The 18941-nt window shown below is 63.0% G+C and carries 20 protein-coding genes and 1 tRNA gene; 14 read left to right on the forward strand and 7 right to left on the reverse strand.

Annotation, left to right across the window (positions count from 1 at the left end):
* Positions 1-13: 13 nt before the first annotated feature.
* Positions 14-1453: an NAD(P)-binding domain-containing protein gene (locus NKJ15_RS18460; RefSeq protein ID WP_352816652.1), complete on the reverse strand. Its 1440-nt coding sequence runs from the start codon at positions 1451-1453 to the stop codon at positions 14-16.
* 643 nt (positions 1454-2096) lie between these two features.
* A tRNA-Leu gene (locus tag NKJ15_RS18465) sits at positions 2097-2181 on the reverse strand.
* Positions 2182-2637: 456 nt separating this feature from the next.
* On the opposite strand from NKJ15_RS18465, the gene NKJ15_RS18470 reads away from it, so the two are divergent.
* Together NKJ15_RS18470 and NKJ15_RS18475 are read left to right on the forward strand one after the other, a co-directional pair.
* Positions 2638-3225, forward strand: a complete 588-nt coding sequence (locus tag NKJ15_RS18470) for a YqaA family protein (RefSeq protein WP_023677958.1) — start codon at positions 2638-2640, stop codon at positions 3223-3225.
* Positions 3226-3254: 29 nt separating this feature from the next.
* Positions 3255-3773: a disulfide bond formation protein B gene (locus NKJ15_RS18475; RefSeq protein ID WP_352769943.1), complete on the forward strand. Its 519-nt coding sequence runs from the start codon at positions 3255-3257 to the stop codon at positions 3771-3773.
* Between the two features lie 151 nt (positions 3774-3924).
* Here NKJ15_RS18475 and NKJ15_RS18480 read toward each other — a convergent pair whose 3' ends face one another.
* Both NKJ15_RS18480 and NKJ15_RS18485 read right to left on the reverse strand, forming a co-directional pair.
* Positions 3925-4482: an HNH endonuclease gene (locus NKJ15_RS18480; RefSeq protein ID WP_023677956.1), complete on the reverse strand. Its 558-nt coding sequence runs from the start codon at positions 4480-4482 to the stop codon at positions 3925-3927.
* 129 nt (positions 4483-4611) lie between these two features.
* On the reverse strand, positions 4612-5253 hold the full coding sequence (locus NKJ15_RS18485; RefSeq protein WP_352471385.1) for a DNA-3-methyladenine glycosylase family protein: 642 nt from the start codon (positions 5251-5253) through the stop codon (positions 4612-4614).
* A gap of 122 nt (positions 5254-5375) precedes the next feature.
* On the opposite strand from NKJ15_RS18485, the gene gluQRS reads away from it, so the two are divergent.
* Positions 5376-6251 (forward strand): tRNA glutamyl-Q(34) synthetase GluQRS, encoded by an 876-nt coding sequence (gluQRS, locus tag NKJ15_RS18490; protein ID WP_352768048.1) that lies wholly within the window; start codon positions 5376-5378, stop codon positions 6249-6251.
* Positions 6252-6378: 127 nt separating this feature from the next.
* On the forward strand, positions 6379-7269 hold the full coding sequence (locus NKJ15_RS18495) for a DMT family transporter (protein ID WP_352816656.1): 891 nt from the start codon (positions 6379-6381) through the stop codon (positions 7267-7269).
* Here the strand turns inward: NKJ15_RS18495 and NKJ15_RS18500 are convergent.
* Positions 7236-8090 carry a YihY/virulence factor BrkB family protein gene (locus NKJ15_RS18500; RefSeq protein ID WP_292656768.1) on the reverse strand — a complete coding sequence of 285 codons (855 nt, stop codon included), beginning with the start codon at positions 8088-8090 and terminating at the stop codon, positions 7236-7238. The two genes, NKJ15_RS18495 and NKJ15_RS18500, sit on opposite strands and share 34 nt — an antisense overlap.
* A gap of 57 nt (positions 8091-8147) precedes the next feature.
* Here NKJ15_RS18500 and NKJ15_RS18505 point away from each other — a divergent pair, with 57 nt between their 5' ends.
* The 7 genes from NKJ15_RS18505 (at position 8148) to NKJ15_RS18535 (ending at position 13702) form a co-directional block, all read left to right on the forward strand.
* The gene (locus tag NKJ15_RS18505) at positions 8148-9014 is read left to right on the forward strand and encodes an SDR family oxidoreductase (RefSeq protein WP_352816659.1); all 867 of its coding nucleotides are present in this window, start codon (positions 8148-8150) and stop codon (positions 9012-9014) included.
* Between the two features lie 23 nt (positions 9015-9037).
* Positions 9038-9229 (forward strand): twin transmembrane helix small protein, encoded by a 192-nt coding sequence (locus NKJ15_RS18510; protein ID WP_023677950.1) that lies wholly within the window; start codon positions 9038-9040, stop codon positions 9227-9229.
* 25 nt (positions 9230-9254) lie between these two features.
* Positions 9255-9836, forward strand: a complete 582-nt coding sequence (locus NKJ15_RS18515) for a cob(I)yrinic acid a,c-diamide adenosyltransferase (protein ID WP_352615986.1) — start codon at positions 9255-9257, stop codon at positions 9834-9836.
* A 25-nt stretch (positions 9837-9861) separates the two neighbouring features.
* Positions 9862-10665, forward strand: a complete 804-nt coding sequence (locus NKJ15_RS18520) for a rhomboid family intramembrane serine protease (RefSeq protein WP_352816661.1) — start codon at positions 9862-9864, stop codon at positions 10663-10665.
* A 208-nt stretch (positions 10666-10873) separates the two neighbouring features.
* Entirely contained in the window at positions 10874-11623 is a 750-nt protein-coding gene (locus tag NKJ15_RS18525) for an electron transfer flavoprotein subunit beta/FixA family protein (protein WP_352769951.1), read from the forward strand.
* A 156-nt stretch (positions 11624-11779) separates the two neighbouring features.
* Positions 11780-12709, forward strand: a complete 930-nt coding sequence (locus NKJ15_RS18530; protein WP_023677946.1) for an electron transfer flavoprotein subunit alpha/FixB family protein — start codon at positions 11780-11782, stop codon at positions 12707-12709.
* Positions 12710-12823: 114 nt separating this feature from the next.
* Complete coding sequence (locus NKJ15_RS18535) at positions 12824-13702, forward strand: 3-hydroxybutyryl-CoA dehydrogenase (RefSeq protein ID WP_023677945.1); 879 nt, start codon at positions 12824-12826, stop codon at positions 13700-13702.
* Between the two features lie 8 nt (positions 13703-13710).
* Here NKJ15_RS18535 and NKJ15_RS18540 read toward each other — a convergent pair whose 3' ends face one another.
* Together NKJ15_RS18540 and NKJ15_RS18545 are read right to left on the reverse strand one after the other, a co-directional pair.
* Positions 13711-14349 carry an NrsF family protein gene (locus NKJ15_RS18540; protein WP_352816665.1) on the reverse strand — a complete coding sequence of 213 codons (639 nt, stop codon included), beginning with the start codon at positions 14347-14349 and terminating at the stop codon, positions 13711-13713.
* A gap of 7 nt (positions 14350-14356) precedes the next feature.
* Positions 14357-14899 carry a sigma-70 family RNA polymerase sigma factor gene (locus NKJ15_RS18545; RefSeq protein WP_352489432.1) on the reverse strand — a complete coding sequence of 181 codons (543 nt, stop codon included), beginning with the start codon at positions 14897-14899 and terminating at the stop codon, positions 14357-14359.
* A gap of 202 nt (positions 14900-15101) precedes the next feature.
* Between NKJ15_RS18545 and NKJ15_RS18550 the strand changes: the two genes are divergently transcribed.
* The 3 genes from NKJ15_RS18550 (at position 15102) to NKJ15_RS18560 (ending at position 18941) form a co-directional block, all read left to right on the forward strand.
* Entirely contained in the window at positions 15102-16109 is a 1008-nt protein-coding gene (locus NKJ15_RS18550) for an iron ABC transporter substrate-binding protein (protein ID WP_352816668.1), read from the forward strand.
* Positions 16110-16278: 169 nt separating this feature from the next.
* Entirely contained in the window at positions 16279-17862 is a 1584-nt protein-coding gene (locus tag NKJ15_RS18555) for an ABC transporter permease (protein WP_352615994.1), read from the forward strand.
* Positions 17859-18941, forward strand: coding sequence for an ABC transporter ATP-binding protein (locus NKJ15_RS18560; RefSeq protein ID WP_352743791.1), 1083 nt, complete (start codon positions 17859-17861; stop codon positions 18939-18941). The genes NKJ15_RS18555 and NKJ15_RS18560 overlap by 4 nt, the downstream gene beginning before the upstream one ends.

Raw genomic sequence — 18941 nt, forward strand, 5'->3', positions numbered from 1 at the left:
CATCGAAAAATGCCTATTCCGCCGCGATGGTCTGCGCCGGCCGCCAGACGGAAGCGGCATAGGCGTCTTCGCCGAACTCGGCCGGATGGCTCCCGGTTATGCGGCTCTCATGGCTGTCGAGATCGGCGAGGAAGAGATCGCGGCTGATGCGCGCGACAACGGCCGGCACATCGCGCCTGATCGACGGAACATCGCCGATCGGCAGGCCGAAACTGACGAAGCCGCCGGGATTGAAAACATGGATATTCTTCAGGAACGGTGCTTCGCCCGGCGCCTTCTCGAGGAATTCATGGCCGAGGCCGAGATAGGGATGGGCGCCGAAAAATTCATCCAGCTCTGCTTCCGGCGGCCCGTACTGGTCTCGCCATAGCCGGATGGTGGCGGCGAAATCGGCGAACTCAGGCTTGCGCGTCGGGTCGGCGAAATAGCCGGTGCCGGCGACGACGAAGTCGAACGCAAACGTCTCGCCTGCGATATCGGTGACGACCTTGCCGTCTTCGACATCCGCATTTGTCCAGGGGGCACCGAGATGGAGATGAAAATTCTGGTGCCGCACCGCCCGCTCCACCGCATCGAGCGGCGGCGTTGAACCGGCCTCGCGGAAGCGCAATGCCTGGCGCCAGCGCACCGCATCGGGCAGCCGAGGATAATTGTCATAGGCGCCGGGATAGCTTCGCACGCGGTTGATCGGCACACTGGCAATGCTGTTGCGGCGGGCAAAGAGACGCACCGATTTCGCGCCGGCCTCAAGGGCAGCTCCGGCCGCATCGAATGCCGAAGCCGCCGACCCGACGACAGCGATTGCCTTGCCCTTGAGCGAGGCAAAATCGATTGCCGCTGAACTGTGTGCGACAAGGCCCCGCGGCAAGGCGGCAAGTACCGCCGGTATCACTGGACCGCCGCTGCCGCCAAAGCCATTGGCCAGAATGATCTTGCGCGCCGTTTCGACCGATGGCGTGCCGTCGGCTTCGAGGTGGAGGCGAAAAAGCCCGCCGGCCGGCTCGATGCGAATGAGACGCGTGCCGTAACGGATGCCGATACCGAGGAACGCGCGATACCATTTCAGGTAGTTCGCCCAATCCGTCCGTGCGATGCGGTCGAATCCGGCATAAGCTTCCGCACCGTGGCGGGCTTCGTACCAGGACTGAAAGCTCAAGCCCGGCAAGCCGAGTTCCGGCCCCGGCAAGCCCTTTGGCGTTCGCAGCCGGTTCATCCGTGCATGAGTGAACCAGATGCCGGCCTTGCTTTCATCCGGTGCCGCGTCGACGACAGTAACCTTGCCGATGCCGGCACGCCTCAACGCGAAGGCAAAGGTCGCCCCCGTCTGCCCACCGCCAACGATGAAGACATTGTGGTCGATGCCTTCCCGGTCCGGCACCCAGTTCTGCGGATCGGGGCCGATCAGCCGGAGCGTCTCCCGGGCGTGGTGATCTGGATCGGTCGGTAAGGCCATTTCGGTCCCGGCTGAAGTTGAGCCTCATCAAACTCCGCCTCGGTCGGCAAACAGTCCAGAAATGTTCGCTTTGATTGGCCGGTAGTTTTTTTCACTTGCATTGCAACGACGCGCTTTCACAGCCGACGAATGGGCGGCGCGTGTGGCCTCCCTGAAGCCGGGGCATCTTTTTGATATTGCAGCGGGCTCAAGCGCACTGGTCATTTTATTTCTTACGGCTCACGCGTAATGCGCCGACGCAGTCGGGCATTGGTGTCGAGCACATCAGCGGCGTCGCGTGGTCAGCGGGATCAAGCTTGATCTTGGTCGACCGACATGGGTGACGTCCGCCATCTGAAAGACGGCAGATCGCGGATACACCAGCAACGGTCCTCGCAGGATAGGACAGCGCAGCTACTCAACAGGCGTCCCAAGAGGCCCGTCGGCTACTCCATCGCAGGAACGAAAACCAGAAGAGTAGCGGACCTTTCGTGTGCAGTTTTTGCACACGATCTCTCATAACATATTGATTTTATGTATTGATCTGTCCCATCCATCACCGGACATTGCGGAGTATCCTGGTGGAGGTGGGCGGCCGACACGATTCGAACTCTGGCGCGACAGGTGAAATGACTGCCGTTCTCAAAGTTTGTTGGCCGATAGTTGGTGCGGGTGGTCGGGCTCGAACCGACACTCCTTTCGGAACTGGATTTTGAATCCAGCGCGTCTACCAGTTTCACCACACCCGCAAGGCGCTAACTCATTTACCTCTCAACGCTCTCATGCTGCACCTACGCAGAGGGTGGCAGTTCGAGAATTAAGCGGCTCTTAACTCCTAACCCATTGACCTCCAATCCTATTACCCTGCGGGCTGACGGTAGACGCATCCTGATTTTGAGTCGAGCGCGTCTACCAATTCCGCCATAGGGGCTCAGGCCGGGCGGCCTGGATGGGCGCGGACTATACGGTTGGAGGCCTGTTCGTCAACTGGCCAAATCCCGACATCTGGGCTCGCTCAAGCCTCAGCCTTTCGATTTCGTGAAGCAGCTGCCATTGTGCAGCGCGGAAAATCTTTCTAGACAGGCGGCGCATGTCATTGAAGCGCACCTCGTCCGACGAGGTTGATGCTGGGCGCTTCCAAGTCTTGTTTGTACATGTCGTGATCCCAAGACCGCTTCTGGTTTGGGCGTGCATTAGGAGTGCCGATGCTTCGCGGACTTTACGACTGGACCTTGTCGCTGGCGGCGAGCAAATCCGCCGAATGGTGGCTGGCCTTCATCGCCTTCGTCGAGAGCTCGGTGTTCCTGGTGCCGGCCGACGTCCTCTATCTGCCGATGGCGCTGTCGCGGCCGGATCGCGCCTATCGTTACGCGCTGGTCGCCACCGTTGCCTCGGTACTGGGCGGCATCGCCGGCTGGTTCATCGGCCATTATGCCTATGATGCGGTGGCGCGGCCGATCCTCGAATTTTATGGCAAATATGACGAGTTCGAGGCGATGCGCGTCTCGTCGGGTGTTGGCTTCATCATCCTGATGCTGGTCACCTCCGGCCTCGCCCATCTGCCGCCGATCAAGGTTGTGACGATCCTGTCGGGCGTCATCGGTGTTCCTTTGCTGCTGTTCATCGTGCTGGCAATCGTGGCGCGCGGTGCTCGCTTCCTGTTTCTCGCGTGGCTCTTGCGCCGCTATGGCGAGCCGATCCGCCACTTCATCGAAAAGCGCCTCGGCCAGATTGCAGGCGCCGCCGCCGCCGCCCTGATTTTGCTCTATATCGTCGTCAAATACGCCGTCTGAACGGCATCGAACCGAATGGACTGAGCCCGATGACAGCGACCGTGAATACCGATACCGGACGCCAGCGGCTGCGCACCGCCCTGTTCCTCGCTGTCGCCATGGCCGCCACGGTCGGCTCGGCGCTGGCCTTCCAGTATCTCGGCGGCTACATCCCCTGCAAGCTCTGCCTCGAGCAGCGCACGCCTTACTACGTCGGCGTGCCCTTGATGCTGCTGGCGGTGCTTGCGTCGGCTCTTCAGGCGCCAGCCTGGGTAAGCCGTGGCCTGCTGGCCATTGGCGGCCTGCTGATGCTCTACGGCGTCTATCTCGGCGTTTATCACTCCGGTGTCGAATGGGCGTGGTGGCCAGGCCCGACCGATTGCACCGCAGCCGCCGGGCCGGTGGACACCGGCGGCAAGGGCGTGCTCGATGCGCTCGACAAATTCGTCCCGCCCTCCTGCGACAAGGCGGCGCTCCGCATTCTCGGCCTGTCGCTGGCCGGCTGGAACGCCATCGCCAGCTTTGTCCTGGCAGTCGTAGCCTTCCGCAGCGCCTTCGCCCGCGACTGATTTAGCGCGACACGAGATCATCCAAGAATTCGGCAGGCTGAGTCGGGTGGAGTGATTGCCGAGAACCGAAGCGGAGCGGACATTGGTCCGTGAGCATCGGAAGCGCAGAAAATCGCTTCAGACGGCCAGCGTCCCGAATTATCGGATGATCTCAGGGCTCGAGTTCGACATCCCAGTACAGATAATCCATCCAGCTTTCGTGTAGATGGTTGGGCGGGAACAGCCGGCCGTTATTATGCAAATCATGCACCGTCGGCTGGTAGGGCTTCTGCAGCGGCCACATCTTGGCGTGGGCCGGCATCATGCCGCCCTTCCTCAGATTGCAGGGCGAGCAGGCAGCGACGACATTCTCCCAGGTCGTGGCGCCGCCGCGATGGCGAGGAATGACATGGTCGAACGTCAGATCGTCCGGCGTGCCGCAATATTGGCATTGGAAACGGTCACGCAGGAAGACGTTGAAACGGGTAAACGCCGGATGCCTCGACGGCTTCACGTAAGCCTTCAGGCTGACGACGCTCGGCAGCTTCATCGAAAAGGTCGGTGAAGAGACGGCGTGTTCGTATTCGGCGACGATGTTCACCCTCTCGAGGAACACCGCCTTGATGGCATCCTGCCAGGACCAGAGCGACAGGGGGTAATAGCTGAGCGGACGGTAATCCGCGTTCAGCACCAGCGCTGGAAGCCCATCCGGAGATACGGCAACCGTCACGTCGTTGACCTCCTTCACCCTAGAACCGGTCGACGCGGATACTGTAAGCCCGACATGACAGGGATGTGAAGCGGATTGTCGATCATGCCGGGTCTCAAAAACGCATGATTTCAATGCTTTTTTGCGGATTCAGGCCGGAGGCGCGGCATCCCTGCCCTTCAATTCGCGATAATAAGCCCAGAAAAGCCGCGATGCGACACCGCGCCACGGGCTCCATGATTCGGCAAGCCGGATCAGCATTTTCTCCGGCGGACGCGGGTCGATGCCTAGTGCATGGCCGACCGCGCTCTGCAGTGCAACGTCGCGCGCCGGAAAGATGTCCGGGTGTCCGGCGGCAAACAAAAGGTAGACTTCAGCCGTCCACGGGCCGATCCCCGGCACCCTGGTCATGGCCGCGATCGCCTCGCTTGCATCGAGCCGGCAGAGGTGATCGAGGTCGAGCCCGTCGGCCACCGCCCGGGCGACGGCAAGCAGGCCGCGCTGCTTGGGTCGCGACAGCCCGGCCTCGCGAAAGATCACCTCGTCGGCGGCAAGTATCGCCTGCGGCGTCAGCGGATCGAGCAGTCTCGTCAGCCGGCCGAAGATGGCGTCGGCGCTCGCGCGGGACACTTGTTGCGAAACGACGATGGAAGCAAGGCTCCTGAACCCCGGCTCCGATAGCCTGAGCGGCACCTCGCCGGCCATGCCGCGCACTCTTTCCAGGCGTGGGTCGAGTAAGCATAGCCTATCCAGCCCTTGCGCAATGTCGTCGAGACTGGCGATGCGTTGCATGTCTGCTTGTTCCAAAATCAAAAGTGCCGCACGCTTCGTCACGTGTCCCTCTGGACGCACGACGCCACCGGCGCAAAGTAGCAATTGGCGAAAGCGCCACACAACCCGATTGCCGCCGGACAATGACACTGCTGACATTCCGCTTCGCGCCGAGCCCGAACGGCGAACTGCATCTCGGCCATGCCTATTCGGCGCTGCTCAATCAGAAATTGGCAAAGGCGACGGGCGGACGCCTGCTGCTGCGCATCGAGGATATCGACACGACACGCTGCACGCCGGAATTCGAGGCAGGCATTTTTCGCGACCTGAAATGGCTGAGGCTTGGCTGGGAGGAACCGGTGCGCCGCCAGTCCGAGCATTTTGCCGAATATCGGGCGATGCTCGAGCGGCTGATCGAGGAAGAACTTGTCTACCCGGCCTTCATGAGCAGAAGTGAGATCCGCGCCTTTATCGCCGACAGCGAGAAGCGTGGCCGCGACTGGCCGCGCGACCCGGACGGCGTGCCGCTCTATCCTGCCGCCGACAAGGCGTTGACGGCGAGCGAACGCAAGCGGCGCCAGGCCGAAAATGTGCCATTTGCCTGGCGGCTGGACGTCGATGCGGCAATAGCGCGCGCCGGCAAGGACCTGTCATGGGCCGAATACACGAACGAGACGCTCTCCGCGACGCGTCGTGTCGAAGCCCATCCGCAGGATTGGGGCGACGTGGTCGTGGCGCGCCGCGAAATCCCGACCAGCTATCACCTCGCCGTCACCATGGACGACGCGCTGCAGGGCGTCAGCCATGTCGTGCGCGGCCAGGATCTCTATTCCGCGACCAGCGTGCAGCGGCTGCTTCAGCAACTGCTTGGCCTGCCGCAGCCGGCCTATTTTCACCATCGCCTGATCCTCGGCCCGGACGGACGAAAACTGTCGAAGAGTCTTGGCGATACCGGCCTTGCCGCCCAGCGTAAGACGGGCGCATCGCCGGACGATGTGAGGCGGCTGGTCGGTCTCTAGCGGCGCCAAAGGCATTCCTTGAATGGAAATGAGCCTATGGATCAACGGTTTGGTTTTGCCTTCCGCTCGGAACGGCATTAGAGCAAGCGCGACAATCAGTCCTCACCGACGCGTGGCCTCCGGAAAAATGCACAGCCTCAAGCGGTTCATCCCCGCCTCTTTCGTCGTCCTGTGGGCGACCGGCTTCATCGGCGCGCGCTATGCCATGCCGTGGGCGGAGCCCTTTACCTTCCTGGCCGCGCGCTTTGTCCTGGCCGCAATCCTGCTTGTCGCTTTGATGGCCGCGCTTGGTTCGAGCCGTGCCACCCGCGACGAGGCGCTGCACGCGACCGGCGCCGGCATCCTGATGCATGGCGTCTATCTCGGCGGCGTGTTCTGGGCCATCCACCGGGGCATGCCCGCCGGGCTTTCAGCCCTGATCGTCGGCCTGCAGCCGCTGATCACGGCAGTGCTCGCCGGCAGGCTTCTCGGCGAGGCCATCCTGCCGCGCCACTGGGCCGGTCTCGGCCTCGGGCTGATCGGTGTGGTGATCGTGCTCTGGCCGAAGCTCGGCGCGCTCGGCGGCGGGGTGACGGCCGAGACGGTGGGCGCCTCACTTGTCTCGGTGCTCGGCATGAGCGCCGGCACGATCTGGCAGAAGCGCTTTGCTTCCGGCGGCGATCTGGTGGCTGCCACGTTCTGGCAATATGTCGGCGGTGCATCTGTAATGGCCTTGGCCTCGCTAGCCTTCGAGACGCGAACGGTCATCGTCAATGGCGAACTGATCTTCGCCATGGCCTGGCTCGTGCTAGTGCTGTCGATCGGCGCCATCTTCCTGTTGATGGTGATGATCCGCGACGGCGAAATGTCGAAGGTCGCCTCGCTGTTTTACCTCGTGCCGGCCGTCACCGCGGTCATCGCCTGGGCATTGTTCGGTGAGCACTTGAGCCCGCTCCAGATCGCCGGCATGGCGATCGCGACGCTCGGCGTCGGGCTGGCGACGGCTCAGCCGCCGACGCGGGCACGCGCCTCTAAATAGCGGCTGATCGCGGCGTTGAGCTCGCCACCGAGGATGAAGATCGCTGATACGATGTAGAGGAAGACGACGGCGATCATGATCGAGGCGAGGCCGGCATAGGTCGTCACATAGGACGAGAAATGATCGAGATAGGCGGCGAAGATGGTCGACCCGATGAGCCAGCCGACCAGCGTGAAGATGATGCCAGGCACGATCGAAACGAAGCGGCGCTTGCCGGCCGGCAACCAGAAATGCACGGCGAACAGGCCGCCGATGATGACGACCGAGGCGATGACGTACCGCCACAGCGTGATCGTGCCCATATAAGGTTTTATCCATTCGAAATGCGACTCGGCCAGCCGTGCCAGCAACGGCGCGAAGACCAGCAGCACGCTGATGGCCAAAAACCCGGCCGTCGCGATCAGCACGAAGATGATGCTCTGCACCCGCCGGTAGATGATGCCGCGCGTTTCCGAGACACGATAGGCCCGGTTGAGCGAGGTGCGCAGCGCCTCGATGCCGTTCGAGGCGAAATATCCGGCAAGCACGATACCGTAGGTCAACAGGTCACTGCGCCGGACGGTAAGCACGTTGAGCACCTCGCGCGCGATCGGTTTGGCGATCTGCTCGGGCCATGTGTCGAACACAAGGTGCACGGCGGTGTCGGCGAAAGCCTGCGCGCCGAAAAAACTCGCCAGCGTCGTAGCGAAGATCAGGAAAGGAAAAAGCGCCATCAGCGCGGTGATCGCCAGATGGCTGGCCATTGCCCAGCCGTCGTCGGTGTTGAAATGGCCGAGCGCGTCGTAGAGAACGCGTTTGAGGGCTACGATCTTCCGCAACAAGAACCGCGTTCCCTTCGATTGTCCCGACGCCGCGAATATGGGAAGGGTTTGCGGTAAATGACAACCCTAGGTCAAACCACCATTCCTCCCGGAGAAGAGTTGCGCACCATCATTGTCACAGGTGCCTCTTCCGGTATAGGCGCCTATTGCGCCCATGCTCTTAAGAAGGAAGGCTGGCGGGTGTTCGCGACGGCCCGAAAGCCAGAAGATATCGCTGCGCTCGAGGCCGACGGCATCGAGGCCTTTTATCTGGACTACACCGAGCCCGGATCGATCGAGGCGCTGGTGGCGTCGGTGCTGGAACGGACCGGCGGCCGGCTCGATGCGCTCTTCAACAATGGCGCCTACGGACAGCCCGGCGCCGTCGAGGACCTGCCGGTCAAGGCTTTACGGCAGCAGTTCGAGGCCAATGTCTTTGGCTGGCATGACCTCACTCGCCGTGTCGTACCGGTGATGCGCCGTCAGGGCCATGGTCGTCTCGTTCATTGCTCATCGATCCTCGGCCTCGCGCCGGTGCCTTTTCGCGGCGCCTACTCGGCATCGAAGCACGCTATCGAAGGGCTGATGCTGTCCCTCTATCAAGAACTCCGGGGTAGCGGCATCCATGTTTCGCTGATCGAGCCGGGGCCGGTGAAATCGAAGATCGCCAGCAACAGCCTCGCATGGTTCCTGGCGAATATCGATCACGAGAATTCCGTTCATCGCCTCGCCTATGCGGCGCAACTCAAACGGCTGCGGGCCGGCGGCAGCACATCGCGGCTGAAGCCCGGGGCGGAGGTGGTTTATGCCGCCTTGCACCATGCGCTTCTGTCGCGGCGCCCGCGCCCGCATTATGTGGTAACAGTGCCGGCCAGGATCGGTGTGATCCTTAAACGCATCCTGCCGGCTTCTGCACTCTACCGTCTGCTCGCCAATCGCGCCTGAACGCAATTCAACTGGAACACACCATGGCAACCGTCTTCAACATCCTCGCCGTTCTTGTCATGGTCGCAGTGGTGATCGTGCTGATCCGCGGCCTCATCAACATGATGCGCGGCGGCTCCAGCATGACCTCCAACAAGCTGATGCAGACGCGCGTGCTCTTGCAGTTCGTGGCCTTGGTGCTGATCATGCTGGCGGTGTATTTCACCCGTAAGTGACGCAGCACCAGCCGGGAGGTACCCCGTGGTCAAGCTCAACAAGATCTACACCCGCACTGGCGACGATGGCACCACCGGTCTCGGCTCCGGCGAGCGGCGGCTGAAATCCGACCTTCGCATCGACGCCTACGGCACGGTCGACGAGGCCAATGCCTGCATCGGCATGGCCCGCATTCATACCGCGGCAGTAAATCCGGCGATCGATGCGATGCTCGGCCGCATCCAGAACGACCTTTTCGACCTCGGCGCCGATCTGGCAGTCCCCAATAATGGCAAGCCGCTCGACTACGAGCCGTTGCGCATCATCGCCTCGCAGACCGACCGCGTCGAACAGGACATCGATCTCCTCAACAAGGACCTTGAGCCGCTCAAATCCTTCGTGCTCAACGGCGGTACGCCGGCAGCGGCTGCCCTTCACCTCGCCCGCACGGTGGCCCGCCGCGCCGAGCGCATCATGGTTGCGCTGTCGCAAGATCCAGACGAGCACGTCAACCGCGAGGCGATAAGATACATCAACCGTGTCTCGGACTTTCTGTTCGTCGCCGCACGCGCGGTCAATGACAACGGAAATGCCGACGTGCTATGGGTTCCCGGCAAGAACCGCTGAATCTGCCGGAACCGGGAGAGGCCTGATGTTTATCCCGCTTTATGACACCAACCGGCTGCGGCACATCAAGCTGCAATATGTGACGATCAGCCTGATCGCGCTCAACGTGCTGATCTACTTTGTCACCACATTGGGCGGCGAGGATTTCGCCAACGCCGCGGTGATGGGCCTCGGTTTCATCCCGTCGGTTGTGCATGACAGCGTCGAGCTCGCTCCGCAATTTGTCGTCATTCCGGAGAGCCTGAGCTATCTGACCTATTCCTTCCTGCACGCGGATATCTTCCACCTCGGCGGCAACATGCTGTTCCTGTGGGTGTTCGGCGACAATGTCGAGGATGCACTTGGCCATGTCCGCTACCTCGTCTTCTACCTGCTTTGCGCCATCGCCGGCGCTTTCCTCCAGGGTCTGGTTGCCTGGGATTCGCGGGTGCCGCTGATTGGCGCGTCGGGCGCTATCGCCGGTGTGGTCGCCGCCTATCTGATCCTTTATCCGCGGGTGAAGGTATGGGTGCTGGTCTTCGCGCGCATCCCGTTGCGCATTCCGGCCTTCATCCCGCTGATCCTGTGGATCCTTTTCCAGATCTTCATGTTCGCCCTGGGGGGCGAGGATCAGGTTTCCTGGGCCTGCCATATCGGCGGCATCATCGCTGGAGCCGTGCTGGTGCTTGTCTTGCGCAGCCGCGGCGTACCGCTACTCGCCGGCGCAGACGAGGAGCCGGCCGTGGTCGCCGGTCCGGCGCCCGTAGCCGTGGAGCCGGCGCCAAGCGACCCACAACCTGCGCAGCCGGCGCCGCGCTGGGGCCGGGGGACAGTTTCCGGTCCGGACTGAACCGATTTGAGTGCTTCGCCGAGCATCCGAGTGCGCCCCGGATATTGACGCGCGGGGTCGCCGCAACTACGGAAGCGCCACCCTACTGGCGTGGCGAAGACCAGAATTCCGTCCGGAATGTCGGCTTTCGACAACTCTGAAGAGGTGCACGCTGCTATAGCGCGCCCGACGAGCGTGAAGAGACTATCGTGAAAGAGGTGACAGGCAAATGAAGATCCTTGTGCCCGTGAAGCGGGTTGTGGATGCGAACGTCAAGGTCCGGGTGAAGGCGGACGGTTCGGCGGTGGAACTCGCCAACGTCAAGATGGCGATGAACCCGTTCGACGAGATCGCGGTCGAAGAGGCGATCCGGCTGAAGGAAGCTGGCAAGGCCGAAGAGATCATCGTCGTGTCGATCGGGCCGCAGCAGGCACAGGAGACCTTGCGCACGGCGCTCGCCATGGGCGCCGACCGCGCCATCCTGGTCAAGACCGACGAGCAGACTGAGCCGCTGGGCGTCGCCAAGGTGCTGAAGGGCGTCGTCGAGGCAGAACGGCCCGGCCTTGTCATTCTCGGCAAGCAGGCGATCGACGACGATTCCAACCAGACCGGCCAGATGCTGGCCGCACTTCTCGGCTGGGCGCAGGGCACCTTCGCCTCCAAGATCGTGCTCGACGGTGACAAGGCCACGGTGACGCGCGAGGTCGATGGCGGCCTGCAGACGCTGGAACTGAAGATGCCGGCGATCGTCACGGCCGATTTGCGGCTGAACCAGCCACGCTACGCGTCTCTGCCCAACATCATGAAGGCCAAGAAGAAGCCGCTCGACGAGAAGAGCCCTGCCGATTACGGCGCCGACGTCAAGCCGCGGCTTAAAGTGCTCAAGACCGAGGAGCCGGGCGGCCGCAAGGCGGGCGTCAAGGTCAAGAGCGTCGCCGAACTGGTAGACAAGCTGAAGAACGAAGCCGGCGTGCTCTAAGGAAATCCGATGAGGCCCGGCCTGCAAACGGCCGGTTTCTCCGCTTCCGGTGCTCACGTACTGAAGTACGCTCCGCTCCGGTTCTCGAAACCAACCGTTTTCGACTCGGCCTGACCGGATTTCAGGAGCCTCGAAGACGAAAGTCAGGAAAACATCATGGCTATTCTTCTGATTGCCGAACACGACAACGCTGCGCTTTCCGACCAGACCGCCAAGGCGCTTTCGGCGGCGCTGCAGATCGGTTCGGACGTGCATGTGCTGGTTGCCGGCAAAGGTGCCAAGCCGGCAGCGGACGCCGCCGCCAAGCTCAAGGGCGTCACCAAGGTGCTGCTCGCCGACGCCGACGAACTGACCGAGCGTCTCGCCGAACCGCTGGCGGCACTCGTCGTTTCGCTTGCTGAGCCATACGAGACGATCATCGCGCCGGCGACCTCGTCGGGCAAGAACGTCGCGCCCCGCGTGGCGGCGCTGCTCGATGTCGCCCAGATATCTGAAATCATCGAAGTCGTGTCGCCCGACACCTTCAAGCGGCCGATCTATGCCGGCAACGCCATCCAGACGGTGCAGTCCAGTGACGCCAAGAAGGTCATCACGGTGCGTACCGCTTCCTTCCAGGCAGCGCCCGAGGGCGGTTCCGCGCCGGTCGAGACGGTCCAGGCGGCGGCCAATCCCGGCCTGTCGAGCTTTGTCGAGAACAAGCTCTCCGAGACCGACCGTCCAGAGCTGACCTCGGCCAAGATCATCATCTCGGGCGGCCGTGCGCTGGGCTCCTCCGAGAAGTTCCAGGAGGTCATCCTGCCGGTCGCCGACAAGCTCGGTGCGGCGGTTGGCGCATCTCGCGCCGCCGTCGATGCCGGCTATGCGCCGAACGACTGGCAGGTCGGCCAGACCGGCAAGGTGGTAGCGCCCGACCTTTATATTGCCGTCGGCATCTCCGGTGCCATCCAGCACCTTGCCGGCATGAAGGATTCGAAGGTGATCGTTGCCATCAACAAGGACGAGGAAGCGCCGATCTTCCAGGTCGCCGACTACGGTCTCGTCGGCGATCTCTTCGTCATTCTGCCGGAACTGCAAAAGGCGCTTTGACGCCTTCTGCCAAAGCGTATTAAATTCTGAGGGGTGGGGTAGACGAAGTCGCCCCGCCCTTTTAGTTTGCACTGCACAAAAAACCGGCCGCAAAGGCCTCGACGGGATCGGGTAATGAGCAAGATCGAAACGATCGGCATCATCGGCGCGGGCCAGATGGGTGGCGGCATCGCCCATGTGTCGGCGCTGGCGGGCTATAAGGTGCTGGTTTACGATATTTCGCCCGACCGCATCGAAAAGGGCATCGCTACGATCAGCGGCAACATGGCCCGTCAGGTCGGCTCAGGCAAACTCGAGGAAAAGCTGCGCAATGAGGCGATGGCGCGCATTTCGGCGGCACCGGCCATGGCCGACCTTGCGGGCGCCGATCTGGTGATCGAAGCAGCGACGGAGGACGAGACGGTCAAGCGCAAGATCTACGCCCAGCTCTGCCCGCAGCTCAACCCCGAGGCCATCCTGGCGACGAACACGTCATCGATCTCGATCACACGGCTGGCTTCGCAGACCGACCGGCCGGAACGCTTCATCGGCATACATTTCATGAATCCGGTTCCGGTGATGAAACTGGTCGAACTGGTGCGCGGCATCGCCACCGAGGACCAGACCTTCGAGGCGGCAAAAACCTATGTGAAGCAGCTCGACAAGACGATCACCGTCTCGGAGGATTTCCCGGCCTTCATCGTCAACCGCATCCTGCTGCCGATGATCAACGAGGCGATCTACACGCTCTATGAAGGTGTCGGCTCGGTCGACGCCATCGATACCGCCATGAAGCTCGGCGCCAACCATCCGATGGGGCCGCTGCAGCTTGCCGACTTCATCGGGCTCGATACCTGCCTATCGATCATGCAGGTGCTGCATGACGGGCTGTCGGATTCGAAATACCGCCCCTGCCCGCTGCTGGTCAAATATGTCGAGGCCGGCTGGCTCGGCCGCAAGACCGGGCGTGGCTTCTACGACTATCGCGGCGAGCATCCCGTTCCGACACGCTGATCGCCTCGCTACCAGCGCACAAAAAGTCGTCCGCCGAGCGCCCCGAGCACGGCAAGGATGGCGACCGCGATCGTATACCAGGTGCCGACGAAAAGCGGCGAATCGTCGAAGCAATGCGCCGCATAGAAGGTCGCCGCCAGCCCGCCGGCAAGCAGGCCCGCGGCCGCACCGGCAAGCACCGGCCTTGTCGGCGCGCCATGGCGCAGCACCGCGAGAAAGACGGCAAGCGGGCCGATCCCGATCAACGGAACGAAGGTCAGGCAGATGACCATGTTCGTGCCGACCAGGCGCGTGCCCCAGTCGGACGCAGGCACGGCGAAGAGTTCGAAAATCACAGCCACAATCACCAGCAGCGGCGCGGCGATCATCCAGCTCACCGCCCGGCCGGTCGATGCACCGGGCGTCGACAGCCCACGCACCAGGACAAAGGCGCTGACGGCAAGAGCAATCGTGAAGACGAATTTGGACAGGAACCGCATCGTGTGCATGGCGATCGCAATGTCGGGGCGCGGGCCGATCGTCAGCCAGAAAACCGCGGCCGCGATCACGATGGCCACGCCGGCGGCAAGCCACCAGGCGGTGCCTAGCGGCAGCGCCTTGCTGCGGGCATCGGCGTCAAGCGCCCTGATGAAATCTTCGGTCCTCATGTTATTCTTATTCCCGCCCCGCCCTGAACCGTTTGGCAATGGCGGCAAGCCCGCGGTGCAGTGACACCCGCACAGCCGTCTCGCTGATGCCGAATTTGGCCGCGGTCTCACCGATTGACCGGCCTTCGACCGATACGGCCGAGACGACGGAACGCTGTGCCGGCGACAGGCTGTCGAGCGCCCGGTTGACGTCGCGCTCGCTCACCGTCTCCGATTCCGGCTCGGCAAAGGTCTCGGCGATTTCGTCGATCTCGATCTCGATCCGCCGACCGCGCCGCCGGAACGCATCGATCAGCTTGAAGCGGGCTATTGCATAAACCCAAGGCAGCACCGGCGCATCATGGCGCCAGGTGTGTCGTTTCACATGAATGGCCAGCAAGGTTTCCTGCACTACATCCTCGGGATCCACCCCGCCCTGCACGATCTTGCGCCGGGCAAAGCCACGAACGAGCGCGGCGATCCGGTGCAGAAAGTCGGCATAGGCTCTTTCGTCTCCGGCGATCGCGGCCCGCAGCAGCCGTGAAAGCTCGGCTTCGTCCTTGCCGCTCACAAGAGTTCACTCCCCGATATTCGCGTCTCGGCGCTGATTTGTTACGTGGCCGGCGAAATAATGTCCAAGGCAAATTAGCTGAGCATGACGAAAGTTTGCTCCTTTTGAGCGATTGAGTGGGCCAGCAATGTTGACTGCGCTAGTCATGTATTGATAGGTGCAGCGTGCCAAGCCAAAGCCAATCGAAATCGAGGACGACGCCATGAAATATGCTCTTTCCGCCCTTGCCGGTGCGACAGCACTTGCAATCAGCCTGATCGCCGGCCCGGCAATGGCAGAGGACGAGGGCATCGTCGTCTACAACGCCCAGCACGAAAACCTGACCAAGGCTTGGGCGGAGGGATTCACCAAGGAAACCGGCATCAAGGTTACCGTCCGCAATGGCGGCGACAGCGATTTTTCCAACCAGATTGTTGCCGAAGGCACCGCTTCGCCCGCCGATGTATTCCTGACGGAGAATTCGCCGGCCATGGCATTAGTCGAGGCGGCCGGCCTGTTCGCATCGGTCGACACCGAGACGCTGGCTCAGGTTCCGCAGGAGTACCAGCCGGCGAGCGGCAAATGGGTCGGCGTCGCCGCGCGCAGCACCGTCTTTGCCTACAACAAGACCAAGCTGACCGCCGACCAGCTGCCGAAATCGCTGCTCGATCTCGCCGATCCGAGCTGGAAGGGCCGCTGGGCCGCTTCTCCCTCCGGCGCCGATTTCCAGGCGATCGTCAGCGCGCTTCTGCAGCTCAAGGGCGAGGCAGCGACGGCCGAATGGCTGAAGGCGATGAAGGAGAATTTTACCGCCTATAAGGGCAACAGCACGGTGATGAAGGCGGTCAATGCCGGCGAGGTCGAAGGCGGCGTGATCTACCACTATTACTACTACGGCGATCAGGCCAAGACCGGCGAGAACAGCAAGAATGTCGAGTTGCACTATTTCAAGCACCAGGACCCCGGCGCTTTCGTCTCGGTTTCCGGCGGTGGTGTGCTGGCCTCGAGCAAGCACCCGAAGGAAGCGCAGGCTTTCCTGAAATGGGTCACCGGCAATGGCGGCCAGGACGTGCTGAAAACAGGCGATTCGTTCGAATACGCAGTCGGCAAGGGCGCCGAGTCCAATCCGAAGCTGGTGCCGCTGGCCGATCTGCAGGCGCCGAAAGTCGACCCAACGACGCTGAACTCGAAAAAGGTGACCGACCTGATGACGGCGGCCGGCTTGCTTTAGCCGGCGTTCGTCCTAAAAGGGCAACCGACTGCGCTCCTGTGGGAATTCGCTTTCCACAGGAGCGCTCTGTTTTCAAGATGGCATTTGCCTATGACCACAAGCTACCCGCGAGATTATCCGCCGCCGATCGTTTCCGCCTCCGGGCGGAGCTGGCGCAACGTCTGATCTGATGCAATCCGCGATCGATCTCGCACGCCCAGGCTTGCCGGCCGACGCCACGGCCGTGCGGGCACGTCGTTGGTCGGTCTCATGGATTGCGTTGGCTGCCGTCTTTGTCTCGCTTTTCGCGCTGCTGCCGCTTGCCTTCATCGTCTGGGTGGCGGTGCAGACCGGCTGGGAAACGGTGGCGGCGCTGGTGTTCAGGCCGCGCGTCGGCGAACTTCTGGTCAACACCAGCCTGCTGGTGGTGTTGGCGGTGCCGATCTCGATCGTGCTGTCGGTCATGCTGGCCTGGCTGACCGAGCGCAGCGATCTGCCGGGTACCCGCCTATGGGCCTGGCTGTCGGTGGCGCCGCTCGCCATTCCGGCCTTCGTCCATAGTTACGCCTGGATCACCATGGTGCCCAGACTGCACGGCCTGTGGGCCGGCGTGCTTGTGTCGGTCATCGCCTACTTCCCCTTCCTTTATCTGCCGGTGGCGGCGGCATTGCGCCGGCTCGATCCCGCTCTCGAAGATGCAGCGGCAGCCCTTGGTCTCGGCCCGTGGCGTGTGTTCAGGCGTGTCGTGCTGCCGCAGCTCCGGCTCGCCATTTGCGGCGGCTCCCTGCTGGTCGGCCTGCATCTCCTGGCCGAATACGGGCTCTATGTGTTCATCCGCTTCGACACCTTCACCACCGCGATCGTCGACCAGTTCCAGTCGACCTTCAACGGTCCCGCCGCCAACATGCTGGCCGGCGTGCTGGTGACCTGCTGCCTTGTGTTGCTCGGGCTGGAGGTGCTGGTGCGCGGCGAGGAGCGCTACGCCCGCGTCGGTTCGGGTGCTGCGCGCCAGCAGCAGCGCACGAGCCTTGGGCGCGCCACCATTCCTTGCCTGCTGCTGCCTGCCATTACCACGCTGCTGGCGCTCGGCGTGCCGTTCGCCACTATCGGCCGCTGGCTCATGGCCGGCGGCGCCGATGTCTGGCGGCTCGACGAGATCGGCCTGGCGCTTGGCCAAACGCTGTTCCTAGCAATTGCCGGCGCGCTGCTCGCCACCGTCGCGGCAATGCCGATGGCGTGGATTTCGATCCGCGCGCCGGGGCGGCTGCAACGCGTCCTGGAGGGCTGCAACTATATCGTCGGCGCGTTGCCCGGCGTTGTCATCGCCCTGGCGCTGGTCACCATCGCCGTGCGTATCGCCATGCCGCTCTACCAGACCCTGTTCACCATCCTGGTCGCCTATGCGCTGATGTTCCTGCCGCGCGCTCTGATTAGCCTCAGGGCGTCGATCGCACAGGCGCCGGTCGAGCTCGAACGCGCCGCCTCCAGCCTCGGCCGGTCGCCGCTCAAGGCGCTGTGGTCGACGACCATCCGCCTGTCGGCGCCGGGCGCCGCAGCCGGCATGGCGTTGGTCGCGCTGGGTATCATGAACGAATTGACCGCAACCCAGATGCTGGCGCCCAACGGCACCCGCACGCTGGCCATGGCGTTCTGGTCCTATAGCGGCGAGATCGACTATGCGTCGGCGGCGCCTTATGCCCTGATCATGGTGGCGATGTCGCTGCCTTTGACCTGGTTGCTCTACGTCCAGTCGAAGCGGATGGCCGGGCGATGAGCTTTCTCGAGCTGAGCGGCATCCACAAGCACTACGGGCCCGTCGCAGCACTTGCCGGCGTCGACCTCAGCGTGGCCAGCGGCAGCCGTACGGCAATCGTCGGGCCGTCCGGTTGTGGCAAGACCACCTTGCTGCGGCTGATCGCCGGCTTCGAGGCGCCGGACCAGGGCCGCATCGTGCTCGATGGCGAGGTGCTGGCCGATGGCGACACGGCCGTGCCGGCGCATCGCCGCGGCATCGGGCTGGTGGCGCAGGACGGCGCTCTATTCCCGCATCTGAGCATCGCCGCCAATATCGGCTTCGGCATGGGGCGTCACGAGGAAAAGCGCAGTGAGCGCATCGCCGAGCTCGCCTATGTCGTCGGGCTGGACAAAGGTATCCTGAAGCGCCGTCCGCACGAACTCTCCGGTGGCCAGCAGCAGCGCGTCGCGCTCGCCCGCGCCATGGCCATGAAGCCGCGGCTGATGCTGCTCGACGAGCCGTTCTCGGCGCTCGACACCGGCCTGCGCGCCTCGATGCGCAAGGCCGTGGCCGAGCTCCTTGAAACCGCCGGCATCACCACCATTCTGGTCACCCACGACCAGGCCGAGGCGCTGTCATTCGCCAGCCAGGTCGCGGTGATGCGCGACGGCAAATTCTCGCAGGTCGGCACGCCGCGCGAGCTCTATTTCAAGCCGAAGGACAGGATGGTCGCCGAGTTCCTTGGCGACGCCATCGTCCTGCCGGCAAGGATCGCCGATGGCTTCGCCATCTCGCCGCTCGGCCGCATCGCTGTCGACAGCTCGGAGCGGCGCGACGTCGCCCGCATCATGCTGCGGCCGGAGCAGGTGTTGCTGAAACGCACATCGCGTGAAGGCATGTCCGGCACGCCGGACATGCTGTTCGGCGAGGTGACGGATTCGGAGTTCGCCGGCTCGATGTGCACCATCGCGGTGCGTCTGTTGAACAGCCCCGATCCGCCCGACGCCGCCGCCATCGGCAATACGCCGTTGATCCTGCGCAAGCCGGGCATGGACGCGCCGGCGATCGGCGAGATCGTCCGGCTGACCGTGTCGGGCAAGGCGCATGTGTTTGCATGA

Origin of the sequence: Mesorhizobium sp. M0207, assembly GCF_040321995.1 — a bacterium.
In the GTDB taxonomy this organism is placed as follows: Bacteria; Pseudomonadota; Alphaproteobacteria; order Rhizobiales; family Rhizobiaceae; genus Mesorhizobium.